16 protein-coding genes are annotated in these 15,380 nt (G+C 61.8%); 6 read left to right on the top strand and 10 right to left on the bottom strand.

Going from position 1 to position 15,380, the window contains the following annotated elements; translation table 11 throughout:
• The first annotated feature begins 60 nt into the window (after nt 1-60).
• From BUA41_RS07390 to BUA41_RS07375, 4 genes are all read left to right on the top strand, one after another.
• On the top strand, nt 61-2,805 hold the full coding sequence (locus BUA41_RS07390) for a bifunctional acetate--CoA ligase family protein/GNAT family N-acetyltransferase (protein ID WP_072821289.1): 2,745 nt from the start codon (nt 61-63) through the stop codon (nt 2,803-2,805).
• Between the two features lie 207 nt (nt 2,806-3,012).
• The gene (locus tag BUA41_RS07385) at nt 3,013-4,215 is read left to right on the top strand and encodes a quaternary amine ABC transporter ATP-binding protein (RefSeq protein ID WP_072821287.1); all 1,203 of its coding nucleotides are present in this window, start codon (nt 3,013-3,015) and stop codon (nt 4,213-4,215) included.
• Complete coding sequence (locus BUA41_RS07380; RefSeq protein WP_072821285.1) at nt 4,215-5,054, top strand: ABC transporter permease; 840 nt, start codon at nt 4,215-4,217, stop codon at nt 5,052-5,054. The genes BUA41_RS07385 and BUA41_RS07380 overlap by 1 nt, the downstream gene beginning before the upstream one ends.
• Nucleotides 5,055-5,105: 51 nt before the next feature.
• Nucleotides 5,106-5,984, top strand: a complete 879-nt coding sequence (locus BUA41_RS07375; RefSeq protein WP_072821283.1) for a glycine betaine ABC transporter substrate-binding protein — start codon at nt 5,106-5,108, stop codon at nt 5,982-5,984.
• Between the two features lie 84 nt (nt 5,985-6,068).
• Here BUA41_RS07375 and pdxH read toward each other — a convergent pair whose 3' ends face one another.
• The 3 genes from pdxH to BUA41_RS07360 all read right to left on the bottom strand — a co-directional run bounded on the left by pdxH (nt 6,069) and on the right by BUA41_RS07360 (nt 7,834).
• Nucleotides 6,069-6,710: a pyridoxamine 5'-phosphate oxidase gene (pdxH, locus tag BUA41_RS07370; RefSeq protein WP_072821281.1), complete on the bottom strand. Its 642-nt coding sequence runs from the start codon at nt 6,708-6,710 to the stop codon at nt 6,069-6,071.
• Nucleotides 6,711-6,779: 69 nt separating this feature from the next.
• Nucleotides 6,780-7,133, bottom strand: coding sequence for a branched-chain amino acid transporter permease (locus tag BUA41_RS07365; protein ID WP_072821279.1), 354 nt, complete (start codon nt 7,131-7,133; stop codon nt 6,780-6,782).
• A complete protein-coding gene (locus BUA41_RS07360) occupies nt 7,130-7,834 on the bottom strand; it encodes an AzlC family ABC transporter permease (protein WP_245791872.1) in 705 nt (234 codons plus the stop codon). The genes BUA41_RS07365 and BUA41_RS07360 overlap by 4 nt, the downstream gene beginning before the upstream one ends.
• Nucleotides 7,835-7,931: 97 nt before the next feature.
• Here BUA41_RS07360 and BUA41_RS07355 point away from each other — a divergent pair, with 97 nt between their 5' ends.
• Nucleotides 7,932-8,600, top strand: coding sequence for a cytochrome b/b6 domain-containing protein (locus tag BUA41_RS07355; protein WP_139249076.1), 669 nt, complete (start codon nt 7,932-7,934; stop codon nt 8,598-8,600).
• A gap of 58 nt (nt 8,601-8,658) precedes the next feature.
• Here BUA41_RS07355 and BUA41_RS07350 read toward each other — a convergent pair whose 3' ends face one another.
• The 4 genes from BUA41_RS07350 to BUA41_RS07335 all read right to left on the bottom strand — a co-directional run bounded on the left by BUA41_RS07350 (nt 8,659) and on the right by BUA41_RS07335 (nt 10,868).
• Nucleotides 8,659-9,132, bottom strand: a complete 474-nt coding sequence (locus BUA41_RS07350) for a c-type cytochrome (protein WP_072821275.1) — start codon at nt 9,130-9,132, stop codon at nt 8,659-8,661.
• Nucleotides 9,133-9,250: 118 nt separating this feature from the next.
• Complete coding sequence (locus tag BUA41_RS07345) at nt 9,251-9,643, bottom strand: DUF2069 domain-containing protein (protein WP_072821273.1); 393 nt, start codon at nt 9,641-9,643, stop codon at nt 9,251-9,253.
• On the bottom strand, nt 9,643-10,263 hold the full coding sequence (gene wrbA / locus BUA41_RS07340) for an NAD(P)H:quinone oxidoreductase (protein WP_072821270.1): 621 nt from the start codon (nt 10,261-10,263) through the stop codon (nt 9,643-9,645). Before wrbA ends, BUA41_RS07345 begins: the two co-directional genes overlap by 1 nt.
• A gap of 176 nt (nt 10,264-10,439) precedes the next feature.
• Complete coding sequence (locus tag BUA41_RS07335; RefSeq protein ID WP_245791871.1) at nt 10,440-10,868, bottom strand: gamma-glutamylcyclotransferase family protein; 429 nt, start codon at nt 10,866-10,868, stop codon at nt 10,440-10,442.
• 133 nt (nt 10,869-11,001) lie between these two features.
• On the opposite strand from BUA41_RS07335, the gene smrA reads away from it, so the two are divergent.
• Nucleotides 11,002-11,598 (top strand): DNA endonuclease SmrA, encoded by a 597-nt coding sequence (gene smrA, locus BUA41_RS07330; protein ID WP_072821268.1) that lies wholly within the window; start codon nt 11,002-11,004, stop codon nt 11,596-11,598.
• 59 nt (nt 11,599-11,657) lie between these two features.
• Here smrA and BUA41_RS07325 read toward each other — a convergent pair whose 3' ends face one another.
• The 3 genes from BUA41_RS07325 to BUA41_RS07315 all read right to left on the bottom strand — a co-directional run bounded on the left by BUA41_RS07325 (nt 11,658) and on the right by BUA41_RS07315 (nt 15,347).
• Nucleotides 11,658-12,200 carry a DUF934 domain-containing protein gene (locus BUA41_RS07325; protein ID WP_139249075.1) on the bottom strand — a complete coding sequence of 181 codons (543 nt, stop codon included), beginning with the start codon at nt 12,198-12,200 and terminating at the stop codon, nt 11,658-11,660.
• A complete protein-coding gene (locus BUA41_RS07320; protein WP_072821264.1) occupies nt 12,193-13,845 on the bottom strand; it encodes a nitrite/sulfite reductase in 1,653 nt (550 codons plus the stop codon). The genes BUA41_RS07325 and BUA41_RS07320 overlap by 8 nt, the downstream gene beginning before the upstream one ends.
• Before the next feature lie 173 nt (nt 13,846-14,018).
• Complete coding sequence (locus tag BUA41_RS07315; RefSeq protein WP_072821366.1) at nt 14,019-15,347, bottom strand: MATE family efflux transporter; 1,329 nt, start codon at nt 15,345-15,347, stop codon at nt 14,019-14,021.
• Nucleotides 15,348-15,380 lie beyond the last annotated feature (33 nt).

The following is a 15,380-nucleotide window of genomic DNA, read 5'->3' as shown; positions in this document are numbered from 1 at the left end:
CTTGCGCGACAGTGTCAATAAGTCGTACACAATGAGAGTCTTTCGGCTAAGGAGTCCATCGTGGGCACGCGTTTTCTACGCTATTTCTTTGAACCGAACAGCCTGGCCGTGATCGGCGCCTCCGAAAAGAGCCATTCGATGGGTGGGCTCGTGATCCGCAATCTGCAGGAGGGCGGCTTCAAGGGCACGATGTGGGCCGTCAACCCGAAAGGTTACGAGACCGTTTTCGATGTCCCTTGCGCGAGGCGGGTGAGCGATCTGCCGCAAGCGCCGGACATGGCGATCATCTGCTCGCCGGTGGACACGGTGCCCAGGACCATCGAGCAGCTGGGCCGCCTCGGCGTCAAGGCGACCATGGTGCTTTCCGGGGGGTCTTTCCTGGACAGGGGCACCCCCAGCGGTGGCTCGCTTCGCGAGCGCATGCTGGCGGCGGCAAGACGCTCGGGCATCCGCGTGCTGGGGCCTGAGTGCATGGGGTTGATCGTTCCGGGACGCCGGCTCAACGCCACCTATTCGGGGCAGCCCGTCAAGGCCGGCAAGGTGGCCTATCTCGGCCAGTCGGGCATGCTCGGCAACGCCATGATCGACTGGGCCGCCGGGCAGGGTATCGGCTTCTCACATCTGGTGACCCTGGGCGACAGCGTCGATGTCATGCTCCCCGACCTCATCGACTACATCAACCAGAACTCTCCCGCCCAGGCCATCCTCCTGCACCTCGAGCGCATCAGCGATGCCCAGCATTTCATGACCGCACTGCGCGAGGCATCACGCAACCGTCTGGTGCTGGCGATCAAGAGTGGCCGTACCCCGCAATCGGATCTTTCGAGCCTCCCGCCGACACCGGGCATCAGCAATCGTGATGTCATCTTCGAGGCCGCCCTGGCCCGGGCCGGGGTGGTTCGCGTCGACAATTCGGATGAGCTTTTCGATGCCCTCGGGACCCTGTCACGCATGCGCCCGCTGCGCGGCGACCGCCTGGCGATCGTCGCCAATGGCCTGGGGCCGGCACTGCTGGCCATCGATAGACTGATCATGGCCGGCGGCAAGCTCGCGGATTTTGCCGATCATACCCGGGAGGCGCTACTGGGAAGTGATTTCGACATGAGCCTGCCGGGCAGCAACCCGGTGGACCTGGGAGGCAACGCCACCCCCGAGAAGTTCATCGGCGCACTGGAGATCGTCGCGGCGGACCCGAACGTGGATGCGGTGCTGGTCGTGCATGCGCCGACCCGCCTGGCGCCGTCGAGAACCACCGCCGAGGCGGTGGTCGCCAATCGCCGGCGTTTCAAGCGCAATCTGCTGACCAGCTGGATGGGGATGGAAGAAGCCCTGGCAGCGCGCCATGAATGCCACCTGGCGGGCATCCCGACTTATATCTCCCCCGAGAAGGCGGTCAAGGCATTCATGCACATGGTGGACTATCAGCGTGTCCAGGCGCTGCTCCAGGAGACACCGCCCAGCCTGCCGTTCAGCACGACCGCCCGGATTCGCCAGCGCTGCCACAAGCTGATCGCCGAGGCTCGGGCTCGCGGGCGCGATCGCCTCACGCATCAAGAGACCGCCGAGGTGCTGGAGGCCTACGGAATCCCCACGGCTGTCAGCCGCTATGTCCTCAATGCCGAGGAAGCGACCGCGGCTTTCGAGGAGTTTCGGGAGCCCTTGGCGCTCAAGACGATCCATGAGCAAGGCTGTCTTCCGTACCACTACAGCAAGCACCCCCGGAGACCTTCCTCGGGACTGTTGCAGGACCTGAACAGCGTCGCCGAGATCGTCGCCGGCATCGAGCGTCTCGATCGCGAGGTGCATGAGCAGTTCCCGGGCAGCCGGATATACAGCTACTGCCTGCAGCCCATGCAGCGAGGCAAGCATTCCATCCAGCTCTGCGCGGGTATCACACGGGACCCGGTGTTCGGGCCGGTCATCGTCTTCGGGATCGGAGGCTACAGGACCAATGTGCTCGCCGATCGGCACGTGGCGCTGCCTCCCCTGAACATGACGCTGGCCCAGGATCTGGTCTCGCGAACTCATGCCGGCAAGCTGATTCTCGCACACTCTCCCGACCCGCAGCGTGATGTCGACAGGCTCTGCCAACTGCTGGTCAAGCTTTCGCAAATGGCCTCGGACCTGCTCGAATTGCGCGGCCTGGAGATCAACCCGTTGCTGCTCAATCGCGACGGCATGATCGCGGTCGATTTCGCCATGGACCTGGGGGAGCCGGCGCGCCACGCCATCATGCCGTACCCCGAGGAACTGCGCGAGTGGGTGCGTCTGAAAAACGACATGCGGGTCGAGATTCGGCCGGTGCGTGGCGAAGACGCACCATTGATTACCAAGTTTCACTCCCAGCTCTCCGAAGAGAGCATCCGTTTCCGCTACTTTCACCACAAGGCCGACCTGACCAAGCGCGACCTGTCGATATTGGCGCAGATCAACTACGACCGTCAGATGGCGTTCATCGCCGAACATGCCCGTGAGAACGGCGAGAAGGAGATGCTGGGCGTCGTCCGGGTGTGGAACGATCCGGACAATATCCGCACGGAATTCTCCGTGATCATTCGTGACGACATGCAGGGCCAGGGGCTGGGCAGTGTGCTGATGAAGAAGATGATCGGCTACTGCAAGAGCGTCGGCACCCTGGAGATGGTCGGCAAGGTCATGGTCGACAACCATCCCATGCGCGGCTTGATGAAATACCTGGGTTTCACCTTGCACTACAACATGGAGGAGCAGGTAGTGGACGCGGTGCTGCGCCTCAACGAGCCCACCAGCGAGTGGCAGCGCCACCGTCTGGAGGCCCAGCCCTGACATCTCTTCCGACCCGCCTTCGGACCTGAAGACAAGGGAATGCCAAGCGCCCTTCGGTGCGGGAATTTGATTGCCGGGAAGCGAAACCGTATCATGGCACAACTATAAACTTTAATTATCATTACCAGGCGTCATCATCACGATGAACAATAGATGTCATCGTCGATGACGTCTGGAAATAAAAAATGACGCAAAACGGACGGATCGATGAGCGAAACCGAGCAGACCAAGATTCAGGTACGCGGCTTGAGCAAGGTCTTCGGCAACCACCCGAAGAAAGCCTTGGAATTGCGGGACAAGGGAATGAAGCGTCCGGAAATTCTCGAGAAGACCGGGCAGACACTGGGGTTGTCCAATATCACCTTCGATGTCCAGGAAGGCGAACTCCTGGTCATCATGGGGCTGTCGGGATCAGGCAAGTCCACACTGATCCGTTGCCTCAACCGGCTGATCGAACCCACCGAGGGGGACATCATCATCGATGGCGAGAACATTCCCAAGCTCAGTGAGAAAGCGTTGCTGGAATGCCGTCGCCGCCATTTCTCGATGGTGTTCCAGCATTTCGCCCTCTTTCCACATCGCAGCGTGCAGATGAACGCGGAATTCGGTCTCGAGATTCGCGGCATCGACAAGGCAGAGCGCGCCAAGAAGGCACGCGAGGCACTCAGTCACGTAGGACTGGATGGTTGGGAGGATGCCATGCCCAGCCAGCTCTCCGGGGGTATGCAGCAACGGGTGGGGTTGGCCCGGGCGCTGGCCAACGATTCCTCGGTGCTCTTGATGGACGAGGCGTTCTCGGCACTGGACCCGCTGATCCGCAAGGACATGCAGCAGGAACTGCTGGAACTCCAGCACCGCATGAAGAAAACCACCATCTTCATTACCCATGATCTCGACGAGGCACTCGCCATCGCCGATCGCATCATCCTGCTCAAGGATGGAGAGATCGTGCAGATCGGCACGCCCGAAGAGATCATGACACACCCAGCGGACGACTACGTGGCACGTTTCACCGAAGGCGTCGACATCTCGCGCATTCTCACTGCGCGCCATGCCATGCGCCCGGTGCGTGCCCTGGCACGCAACGACGACGGGCCGCGCACCGTGCTGCACAAGCTGAGCGAAAACGGCCTGGACTCCATCTATGTCACCGACCGTGAGCGCAAGCTGCTGGGCCTGGTCGAGGCCGACGCCGCGAACCGGGCGGCCCGGGAAGGGCAGCGAAGCATCGAGGACCTGATCAGCGACGACTTCCCCCGGGTCGGACCCGACGAGCCGCTGCACAATCTTTTCGCGATGTTCAATGAAAAGAGCTACCCGATCGCCGTGGTCGACGAGGAACGGCGGCTGCTGGGCGTGGTCGTGAAGGGCGCGGTACTGGCACAACTTGCCGAAGCAGGAGAACAATGATGGCTATCGATATTCCCCGCATTCCGCTCGGCGACTGGATCGAAGCCGGGCTCGACTTCCTGACCAGCGAGTATTCCATCGTGACTCGCGGCATCTCGCGGGTCACCCAGACCGGCATCAACGCACTCAATGATGCCTTGATGTGGATGCCGGAATGGGCGCTGATGGCAATCATCGCTCTTTTGTGCTGGCGTCTGTCGGGCGTGCGTCTGGCGATTGGCGCGAGCCTTGGCCTGGCATTGATCTGGAACATGGGGTTGTGGTTTCCGATGATCGAATCCCTGACCCTGGTAGTGATCGCTACCCTGGTGGCAGTGGTGATCGCGCTTCCCGTTGGTATCCTGGCGGCGCTCTCGGACAAGTTCTATGGCCTGATCATGCCTATCTTGGATTTCATGCAGACCATGCCGGCCTTCGTCTACCTGATTCCGGCCATTCCGTTTTTCGGTATCGGTTCGGTCTCTGCGATCTTCGCCACGGTGATCTTCGCCATGCCGCCGGCGATCCGCTTCACCACCCTGGGAATCCGCCAGGTGCCCAAGGATCTTGTCGAGGCGGCGGACGCCTTCGGTTCGACGCGCGGCCAGAAGCTGGTCAAGGTACAACTGCCGCTGTCGCTGCCGACCATCATGGCGGGCATCAACCAGACCATCATGCTGGCGCTGTCGATGGTGGTCATCGCCGCCATGATCGGTGCGGATGGGCTGGGCAACGAGGTCTGGAAGGCGATCCAGCGGCTGCGCCCCGGAGACGGCTTCGAGGCCGGCATCGCGGTGGTCATTCTGGCCATGTTGCTCGATCGCCTGACACAGACCTTCCGCAAGACCAGGAAGGCGTAGTGAAGCGTCAATTTTTCAAGCCACAAGAATGAGGCGAAAAAAGGGGAAACCATGAAAACGATCAATGCAATGTCACGTGCTGTGCGCGTCGGTTCGCTGGCCATGATCGCAGGCCTGGGCATCGCCGGCAGCGTGCAGGCACAAGACAAGGGAACGGTGCATCTGGCCTACGTGGAATGGTCCGATGCCGTGGCCTCCACCAACGTCATGCGCGCCGTGCTGGAGCAGGCCGGCTATGAAGTGGAAACGACCTCGCTCTCGGCCGCGGCCATGTGGCAGGCCGTGGCCTCCGGTGATGCGGATGCCATGACCACGGCCTGGCTGCCGACCACCCACGAAAATTATTATGAGCAGACCAAGGACGAACTGGTCGATCTGGGGGTCAATCTCGACGGCACCAAGCTTGGCTTGGTGGTTCCCGCCTATACCGAACTGGATTCCATCGACCAGCTCGATGACAAGGCCGACAGCATCGGCGGCGAGATCATCGGGATCGACCCGGGCGCCGGTCTCATGAGCCTGACCGAGGACGTGCTCGACGAATACGGGCTGGAACGCGACATCGATCTGCGCAATGGCAGCGGTGCGACCATGACGGCCGCCTTGCAGAATGCCATAAAGAATCAGGAAGATATCGTGGTGACCGGCTGGACGCCACACTGGATGTTCGCCCGCTGGGATCTCAAGTACCTCGACGATCCCGAGAATGTCTACGGCGGCGCCGAACAGATCCACACCATCGCGCGCGAAGGGCTGCAGGAGGACATGCCCGAGGCCTACACGATCCTGGACAACTTCAACTGGACATCGGAAGAGCTGGGCGAGGTGATGCTGATGAACCAGGAAGAGGGCAGCGATCCCTACGAGAATGCCAAAGCGTGGGTGGAGGAGAACCAGGAGATGGTTCAGGAATGGATGGGCAAGTCGTAATCCAACGACGACAGGCCGCCTTCCATGCAAGCGCCCGGCCACATGGCCGGGCGCTTGCTGTCGAGCCCTTCACCATCCAGGCATTCAAGGGGCGAGACGAGCCTTGAACCACTCCTGATCATGGCGGCTGTAACGTACCCGGTCGTGCAATCGATCGGCCTGGCCCTGCCAGAACTCGACCATCTCAGGCACGACACGATACCCGCCCCAATGGCGGGGGCGATGGACAGTCTGGCCGTCGTACACCTTCTCGAAACGCTGCTTGCGCTCTTCCAGCCACTCTCTGTCGGGAATTTCCACGCTCTGCAACGCGATCCAGGCACTCAATTGGCTGTTGCGGGGTCGGCTCTGGAAGTAACGGTCGGACTCACTGCCGTCGACCTGCTTCACTCGGCCCTCGATACGCACCTGGCGCTGGAGCTTGGGCCACCAGAAGACGAGGGCGGCATGGGGCACATTGGCCAGTTCGCTACCCTTGTGACTCTGGTAGTTGGTGTAGAAGACGAACCCCTGTTCATCGAATCCCTTGAGCAGCACGATGCGCGCATGAGGATGCCCTTGACTGTCGACGGTCGCCAGGGTCATTGCATTGGGATCATCGGCTTCGCGCGCCAGTGCCTCGTCCAGCCATTCCTGGAAGAGCGGGAAGGGGGCGTCCGGCGCAGTGGCGGCATCGAGACTGCTTCCACTGTAGTTGCGCCGAACGTCGGCTATGTCATGATTCATGGCATTCTCCTGGTATTTCCTTAATCTTCGCCGCAACCGGTGCTGGGCTCAAGGCCGATCTGTGTCTGATCAGGGCGTGGTGTGCCAGCCAAGCTGAACCATCACCATGTAGAGCCCCGTGCCACCGATGATCGACACCAGTGCATTGCGCCGCCAGAGATGCAGGGAAGCCACCACGAGCGAGGCGATGAGCGTCGGCAAGCCGTTGGCCGCGAGGTTCAGTTGCCCCTCCAGGACGGGTCGAAAATCCCGCAGGGCGTAGATGACCAGTATCATCATCACCGCCGGGGGAAGATAACGCCCCAGATGAAGGATCAACGGATGTTCGGCATGGCGCGACAAGGCAATGAACGGCAGTACCCGGGTCGCAAAGGTCGCCAGTGCGCTGATGACAATCATCAATGCCAGTGTAGAGTCGTTCATCGGCACGTTTCCTGATGTCGGTCAAGCCAGCGGTAGTGCGCCAGCAGTATCAGGCTGGTCGTGCCGATGGCACCAAGCAGAAGATGTCGCTCGGGGAGCAGTGCCAGCGCGCCGAGGCCAGTGAACAGGGCGATGGCGAAGGGCAGGGCGCGTCTTAGACGACTGGCCTGTTCCAGAGTGAGGACGATGAACAGGGCGGTCAAGGCAAACTCGATGCCGCGACTATCGAATGCGATGGTTGCACCGGCGACGGCGCCCGCCAGGGTGCCCATCACCCACCAGAGCTGGTTCATCAGGCTGATGCGGCAGGCGCTGGCATGGTCCTCGGGGCCGTGTTGCTGGCGTCCCTGATTGGTCAACAGCGAGTAGGTTTCATCGGTCAGGGCAAAGATCAGATAGGGTTTGCGCCACCCCGCTCCCTGGAATCTCTTCAGCAACGACAAGCCGTAGAACAGGTGGCGGGAATTGAGCATGAAGGTCGCGACCGCGACCTCGAGAAGCCCGGCATGGTTGGCAAGCAGCGTGATCGCCATGAATTGTCCGGCGCCGGCGTAGATGAACAACGACATGAGCAGGGCGACCCACCATGGGTGGCCGAGCTGCACGAAGAGGATGCCGAACGCTGCGCCCAACGGCAGGTAGCCGAACATGACAGGCAGAGTCTGCAAGAAGTCGTGACGCCATCGAGTGAGGGACAGCAAGATCGTATCCTTGATACAACGGCTTATTATTCGGGGGCACCTAGTATAGGCTAGTTGTGCCGAAGTGTGACATGAGCATCTTCAGATGAGGCACGCCATGAAAAAGGTCTGGGTGTGGGATGCGTGGGTGCGCCTGTTTCACTGGCTGCTGGTCATCGCCCTGACGGTCTCCTTCTACACCATGAAAACCGGCGGCTATCCGCTGCTGTTTCCTGTCGACTGGCATGCGCGGGCCGGGTATAGCGTCCTTGGCCTGATGCTCTTCCGCTGGTTGTGGGGGGTATTCGGCAGCCGGCATGCGCGTTTCTTCACCTTCCTTCGCTCGCCCAGGACACTCTGGGATTATGCAAGGCAGTTCCTGCACGGCAAGGAGGCGCTCTATGCCGGCCACAACCCGCTAGGCGGGTGGATGGTCCTATTGATGCTGGTTTCCCTGACACTGCAGGCCGGCAGTGGCCTGTTCCTGCACGACGATATCCTGTTCGAGGCGCCCCTCTACGGCAGTGTCGGTTCGCAGACCACCAGGAACCTGGCCATCTTTCACAACTACAACGGCAACTTCCTGCTGATCTTGATCCTGCTGCACATCGCGGCGGTCGGGATTCATCGCCTCAAGGGCGAGCGCCTGGTAGGTGCCATGTTTCATGGCCGCAAGCGATTGGCCTTCGAACCGGTGGATGGCCCCGGATCGCATGCCGTTAACTGGCGGGCGCTGGTATGCGGTGCGCTTGCGCTCGGCGTGGTGGTATGGCTGTGGAATAGCTGAAGTCCAGCAGACATCGCCCCGGCGATATCGCCGCGGCGATGCCTATCGGGAAGGGGCTTCAGTTTTCGGCGCGGTATTCGTCATGGCACTCCTTGCAGGTATCGCCGGTAGCTGCCACCTGCTTGCGCAGCGCCGGGAAGTCTTCCTGTTGCGCGACTTCGGCCAGCCTTGACGTGGCCTCCTCCATGTCTCTCTGCAGGGAGTCGAAGTCCTCCCGGTTGTCGGCAATCTTGGCCAGGGCATCGGTATCGACGCCATGGCCGGCATCGCGCAACGAACCCTCGATGAAGCCTTCCCAGGGGAGCTTGGCGAGCATCGCGACGCGCTCAGCCCGCATCATCGCCTCCTGGGCATCGTACTCCAGGTCGCCCTTGGCCATGGCGCCCAGCGGTCCGAAGTTCCAGCCCATGGTGTGCAGAGCCGCCTGCCGGTATTCGATGGCGTCCTTGATCTGCTTTTCGTCGGCGGCCAACGCGATCGTGGAGGCCACCAACAGGGAAGTGACAACGCCAAGCCTCATCAAGCTTTTCATCACATGCTCCTTATGCCGTGAATCACTGCACACTGTCCCTCAGGATTGCCCTGCAGGACAGCCAGGTCAGACAACTATGAGGATAGCAGCAACCCGACGGTGTGGAGGCGCGCAGTCGTCAGCCGCGTAGCTGACGACTGCGCCAACGCGCGTAGAGCATGCTCGACACGAACAGGGCCAGACTCGCCACCACTTCCAGCATGCCCAGCCAGGCAGCGCTGGGAAGGGTCATGAGCATCACCCCCTGCATGAAATACAAGAGGCTCACGAAGGCCAGCCAGGCATGCCCCCGTGGGCGGCGAGTCAGGATGGCAGGAAGAAAGAGCACCAGCGGCAGCACTCGTACCAGGAGCGGCAGCATCCCACTCTCGCTGTTGGCCTGCAACTGCAAGCCGCCGACCACCAGCAGCGTCGCCAGAGCAACGTAGCTGACCAGCACCACGGTGCGTGTTCTTTGTGCCAATTGCGTAAGACCATGACGCTGTTCGAGCCTTTCCAGGGCGGCGCGCATTACTTCTCCTCGCGCAGGGCGTGAAGTGCCAGGGCGAGTCGAGCTAGACGCTTGCCCTGGGCGCGGGCCAGGGTACGCTCGATATCGTCGACGCTTCGATCGCTGGCCGTGCCGGCGAGATGACTGGTGCCGTAGGGCGTTCCACCACTGGTCGTCTCGGTCAGCCCGCTCTCGCTGTAGGGCACGCCCGCATAGACCATCCCCAGGTGCAGCAAGGGGACGAGCATGGTGAGCAGCGTGGCTTCCTGGCCGCCGTGCAGGCTGGCCGTCGAGGTGAAGGCCGTGGCCGGCTTGTCGATCAGCGCCCCATTGATCCAGAGTTCGCTGGTGCCATCGAGGTAATGCTTGAGCGGTGCCGCCATGTTGCCGAAACGCGTCGGGCTCCCCAGGGCCAGGCCTGCACAGTGGCGCAGGTCGTCGAGGGTGGCATAGACAGCCCCTTCGGCGGGGATCTCGGGGTCGACAGCCTCGCAGGTGGTCGATACCGGGGGCACCGTCCGCAGGCGGGCATCGATTCCCGCTATCGACTCGACGCCAGCGACCATCTGTTCGGCCATGGTACGTGTGGCGCCGGAGCGCGAGTAGTAGAGAACGAGAATGTAAGGGCGAGAAGCGCTCATGGCAGCTCCGTCTATGGGCGTGGGTTCAGGTCTCGTCGAGAAGTACCAGAGTCGCCTCGGGCGAGCGATCGATGATCGACGATGGGATCGGAAGATCGCCAGACAGTGTAAGAGGGTATGCGGGCAGGGACAACTTCCACTTCCTCCTTTTTATACCGTTATCTTTGGTTTTCCACTTAATCTCTCGTCGTATCCAATCGCCTATAGACCCAGGCAGAAGTTCCATTGTCCAAGGTCACTCGCTCACGCCTGTAGCGAATTCCCAAGCGTTCGTAGCGGTCGAGCCGTCGTAGTTCTTCTGCGTCGACATCAAGAAGATAGCCGTTCACTTGCACTTCAGGCGCCTTTTCCAGATCCAGTTCGTCACGTCGAAACCCCGAGAGGGTCGCCTCCTGCGGGTCATCCCAGCGCCCGTAGACCAGCCAGCGAACCATGCCGAACCGCAGGGTGCCATACACGAAGACCTGATGCTCGCCGGCCGCAACGGGGGGCAGATCATCCGGGGTCTCGTAGCCGAAGGGGCTGAGCAACACGAACCAGAGATAGAACAGCAAGATGGCCAGGGCTGCCAACACCGCAATAGAGAAACGACGCAAGAGAAACACGAAACTCCTCGGTATGGTTATGAGGCCGGTCATGGTGGCATGGGTCGGCAGACGATAGCCAGCCGGCGACTTGAAGAGCCGGGAAGCGCGTCTGATATGATTACTGCATGAGTCATTTGCCGAGGGCAACGCCATGAACCGCTGTCTGGATCGCGACACCGATTTTAGTCGTCTGCTGGGAGAAGAGGTTCGTCCGCTGTCCAAGGGCCGTGACAAGGCGGACATAGTCAACTCCCCGAGCGCGCCCAGCGAAGCACAAATGGCTCGAAGAGCCAGCGCCGTCGAAGAGGGGGAGGCCACCAATTTCCTGACGGACGAGTTCGTCGATCTCCTGCCTCACCACGACCCGATCGAACATCGACGTGATGGCATACAGATTGGCGTTCTCGAGCGCTTGCGCCAGGGGGGCTACGCTCCCGAAGCGCGCCTCTATCTGATCAAGCTGCCTGTCAGGCAGTGCCGACGCGAGCTGTTCGCCTTTCTCCAGGATGCCATCGAGCACGACCTGCGCTGTCTGCTGGTGGTGCACGGCCGTGGCAAGGCCTTGGACAGCCATGCCAATGTCGTGCGCTCCTATGTGGCGAAATGGCTGATGCAATTCGACCAGGTGCAGGCCTATGCCTCGGCGCAGCCCGTTCATGGTGGCATCGGCGCCACCTATGTCATGTTGCGCAAGTCCGAGCGGGCCAGGGCACGCAATCGGGAACGCCAGCAGAAGCGGCGCGGATAGACGTGATGGAACGGCCACGCCGCCAGGGTGGCGGCGTGGGAATCAGCCTCGACTTGCACTCAACTGGTTTCGCGCAGACGACGCTCGAACAGGGCCTCGCGGACATCGACACCGGGTTGATAGCTGACGCTGAAAGGCTTCAGCCAACGCAGCGCATCTTCCAGGGGCTGGTCATCCCGCAAGGCCAGGGCATCGAAGCCGCAGCGGGTCATGTAGTAGAGCTGATCGATCAGCACGTCGCCGATGGCGCGGACCTCGCCTTCGTAGCCGTGGCGTTCGCGCAACAGGCGGGCCAGGGTATACCCGCGGCCATCGGTGAAGGCCGGGAAATCGATGGCAATCAGAGGCGCGCGCAGCAACTGGTCTACCAGCGTCGGCTCGAGCACCGTATCGCTGGACAGCCAAGGAGCCAGACCCTCCTGATCACCATGGCGCTGCCAGAGCGTGAGCGGAACGATGGCGGGCCGATAGGCAGGCAAGCCTTCCTCGTCTCGTGACAGGTGCCAGGCATCCTGGCTCGGCTGACCCTGCTTGATCAGCAGGGAGCCTGGAAGGGTCTCGGGCAAGGCGTCATGGAAACGATCGAGTGCACTGCTAAGCATAAACATGCTCCTTGAAAGGCTTGATTCCGATACGCCGGTAGGTGTCGATGAAGTGCTCGTCCTCGTGGCGCTGCTCGACATAGACCTTCAGTACCTTGTCGATGACGCCCGGCACGTCCTCGCGATAGAACGAGGGGCCAAGAATCTTGCCCAGCGAGGCGTTGTCGTGGGAGTTCCCGCCCAGGGAGATCTGGTAATATTCCTCGCCTTTCTTGTCGACGCCGAGAATGCCGATATTGCCGACATGGTGATGACCACAGGCGTTCATGCAGCCGGAGATGTTGAGATCCAGTGGCCCCAGGTCATAGAGGTAATCCAGGTCGTCGAAACGCTCCTGGATCGCCTGGGCAATAGGGATCGAGACGGCGTTGGCCAAGGCGCAGTAGTCGCCTCCGGGGCAGCAGATGATATCGTTCAGGGTGCCGACGGTGGGGTTGGCCATGCCCAGTTCCTGGAGCTTGTGCCAGAGTGCCTCGATTTCGTCGACCGGCACGTCGGACAGCACCAGGTTCTGCTGATGGGTCACCCGCAGCTCGCCGAATCCGAAGACATCCGCCAGGTCCGCCACCGCCTCCATCTGGTCGGCAGTCACGTCGCCCGGCGCATGCTCGCGACGCTTCAGGGAGAGCGTGACAGCCTTGTAGCCCGGCACGATGTGATCGGTGACGTTGTTGGTCACGAAGCGCGCAAAGGCGCGATCGTCGTGACGCAGCTGCTGGTAGGTTGCAATGGCGGCTTCACTGACATCGCGGCGTGGCGGTTCCGGGAAGTGCGACCGGGCACTCTCGACCGCCGCTTCGGTCAAGGTCTGAGGGCCATCCTTGAGGTGCGCCCACTCTTCCTCGACACGCCGGCGATACTCCTCGATGCCCAGTGCCTTGACGAGAATCTTGATGCGTGCCTTGAACTTGTTGTCGCGCCGCCCGAACTGGTTGTAGACGCGCACGCAGGCCTCGAGATAGGTCAGCAGGTGCTGCCAGGGCAGATCCTCGCAGACAACGTCACCCAGCATGGGAGTACGCCCCATGCCGCCGCCGGCCAGTACCTGGGCACGCAGGCCACCCGCATCGTCATGCCACAGGCGCACGCCGATATCGTGCACCTGGATGGCGGCGCGATCATGGTCGGCACCGGTCACGGCGATCTTGAACTTGCGGGGGAGATAGGCGAACTCGGGGTGCAGGGTCGACCACTGGCGGATCAGTTCACACCAGGGGCGCGGGTCCTCCACCTCGTCTCCGGCAATGCCGGCGAACTGGTCGGTCGTGGTATTGCGAATGCAGTTGCCGCTGGTCTGGATGGCGTGCATCTGCACCTGTGCCAGCTCTGCCAGGATGTCGGGAACGTCTTCCAGCCTGGGCCAGTTGAGCTGCAGATTCTGGCGAGTGGTGAAATGCCCATAGCCCCGGTCGTAGCGCCGGGTGATACCTGCCAGTGCCCGAAGCTGCCGGCTGGAGAGCATGCCGTAGGGGATCGCGATACGCAGCATCGGTGCATGGCGCTGGATGTACAGCCCGTTCTGCAAGCGCAGGGGAAGAAACTCGGCATCGCTCAAGCGACCAGCCAGATAGCGCTCCATCTGGTCACGGAATTGAGCGACGCGCTCATCGACGAGCGTCTGGTCATAGGTGTCGTACCGATACATACAGGCATGTCCGTTGGTAAGAGCGCTTGTTCAGAGCAAAATGATGTGCCGTAACGACGACCATACGCCGGTTCATTTATTCTATGAAAGAATAAATAGGCATAGTTTTTTATTTTTAAGTTATTAAAGAGGTGCGCCGAGACGAAGGCAGGGGATGGCGGTATCCAAGGGGCTTAGATTGCCAGCCACTGCCAGCGCCGACGCTGCCAGATCAACACGAAGCACGCGGAGTTCAGGCAGCGATAGCCCAGCTGCGCCCACCAGATACCGATCAGGCCGTAGCCAAGTTCGATGCCCACCCACCAGGCCAGGGGCAGGAACACCAGCCACTGCATGCAGAGCGTGACGCTCATCACGGTGCGGTGCGCGCCGGCGCCGAGCAGGGCCTGGGCGAGTACCAGGGCCGCGGCGTCGAGTACGATCATCAGTGCCGTGAGTCGAAGGGGCAGGCGGCCCAGGGCGACCAGTTCGGCATCATGCAGGAACAACCCCAGCACGGCGTCGGGAAACAGCAGCATGGGCAAGGCCAGCAGTGCCAGGGATGTCCAGGCGACACGCACCACGTCCCAGCCCCAGCGGTGGGCGTCCTCGGGAGTCTCGCGTCCCAGCGCCTGGCCAACGAGGCTCATGGCCGCCAACCCGAGCCCCACGCCGGGGAGGATCAACAGCAGCGACAGATTGACCAACACATGGCCCACCGCCACGCTGGCAGTATCGATTCGGCCGAGAATCCAGAACAGGACCGCGTAGCCCGCGGCGAACCAGAACTGCTGAAAGGAGTGTGGCGCCGCCAGGTGCAGGGTCTTCGCCAGGGTGGCGCGTTGCGGCGGGTGCTGAAGGTAGCCGCTCACGTGCGCGTGCCGCCGGGTGTGACGAGCCCAGAATACCAGGCCGATGAACATGGCCAGGGCCGTGCCGGCGCCGGCACCGGCAGCTCCCATCGCGGGCAGGCCCGCAAGGCCGAAGATCAGGCCGATACTCGCCGTCACATTGACGACGTGCATGATCAGAACGATGCGTAGGTAGATGCCGGTCTGCTGAATGCCGTTCCAGTAGCCGCGGAAACAGAAGATCATGGCCACCGCGACCAGCGAGACGACGCGCCAGCGAAAATAGTCGACGCCCACGGCCTGCACCGCTTCCTGCTGGTTTATCAGGCCCAGCAACCGTGGCGCCTGCCACAGGCACAACAGGGTCAGTGGCAGGGTCACGATCAAGGCGATCAGCAATCCGGCATTCAGCGCCATGGCACGCTGGGCAATATCCTCCTCGCCATGACGACGCGCGGTCTGGGCCTGCACACCGGAAGAGAGGCCGAATACCAGCGCGGTGATCATGAACATCGTGTAGCCGCCGATGCCCACCCCGGCCAGGGCCGTCTCGCCCAGGGACCCTACCAGGGCGGCATCGATCAGGTTGATCAGGCTCTGGGTGAGCATGGCACCGATGATCGGCAGGGCCAGCTTGAGGATGGTCCGGCGGCGCGGCGTGTCAGGTAGCATGCAGTCGACCGGGCCCACCGGGGTGGGCCTGAA

Source organism: Modicisalibacter ilicicola DSM 19980 (assembly GCF_900128925.1).
Taxonomy (GTDB): Bacteria; Pseudomonadota; Gammaproteobacteria; order Pseudomonadales; family Halomonadaceae; genus Modicisalibacter; species Modicisalibacter ilicicola.
The sequence above is the reverse complement of the archived record's forward strand: the minus strand, read 5'-3'. Positions and strand labels throughout refer to the sequence as shown.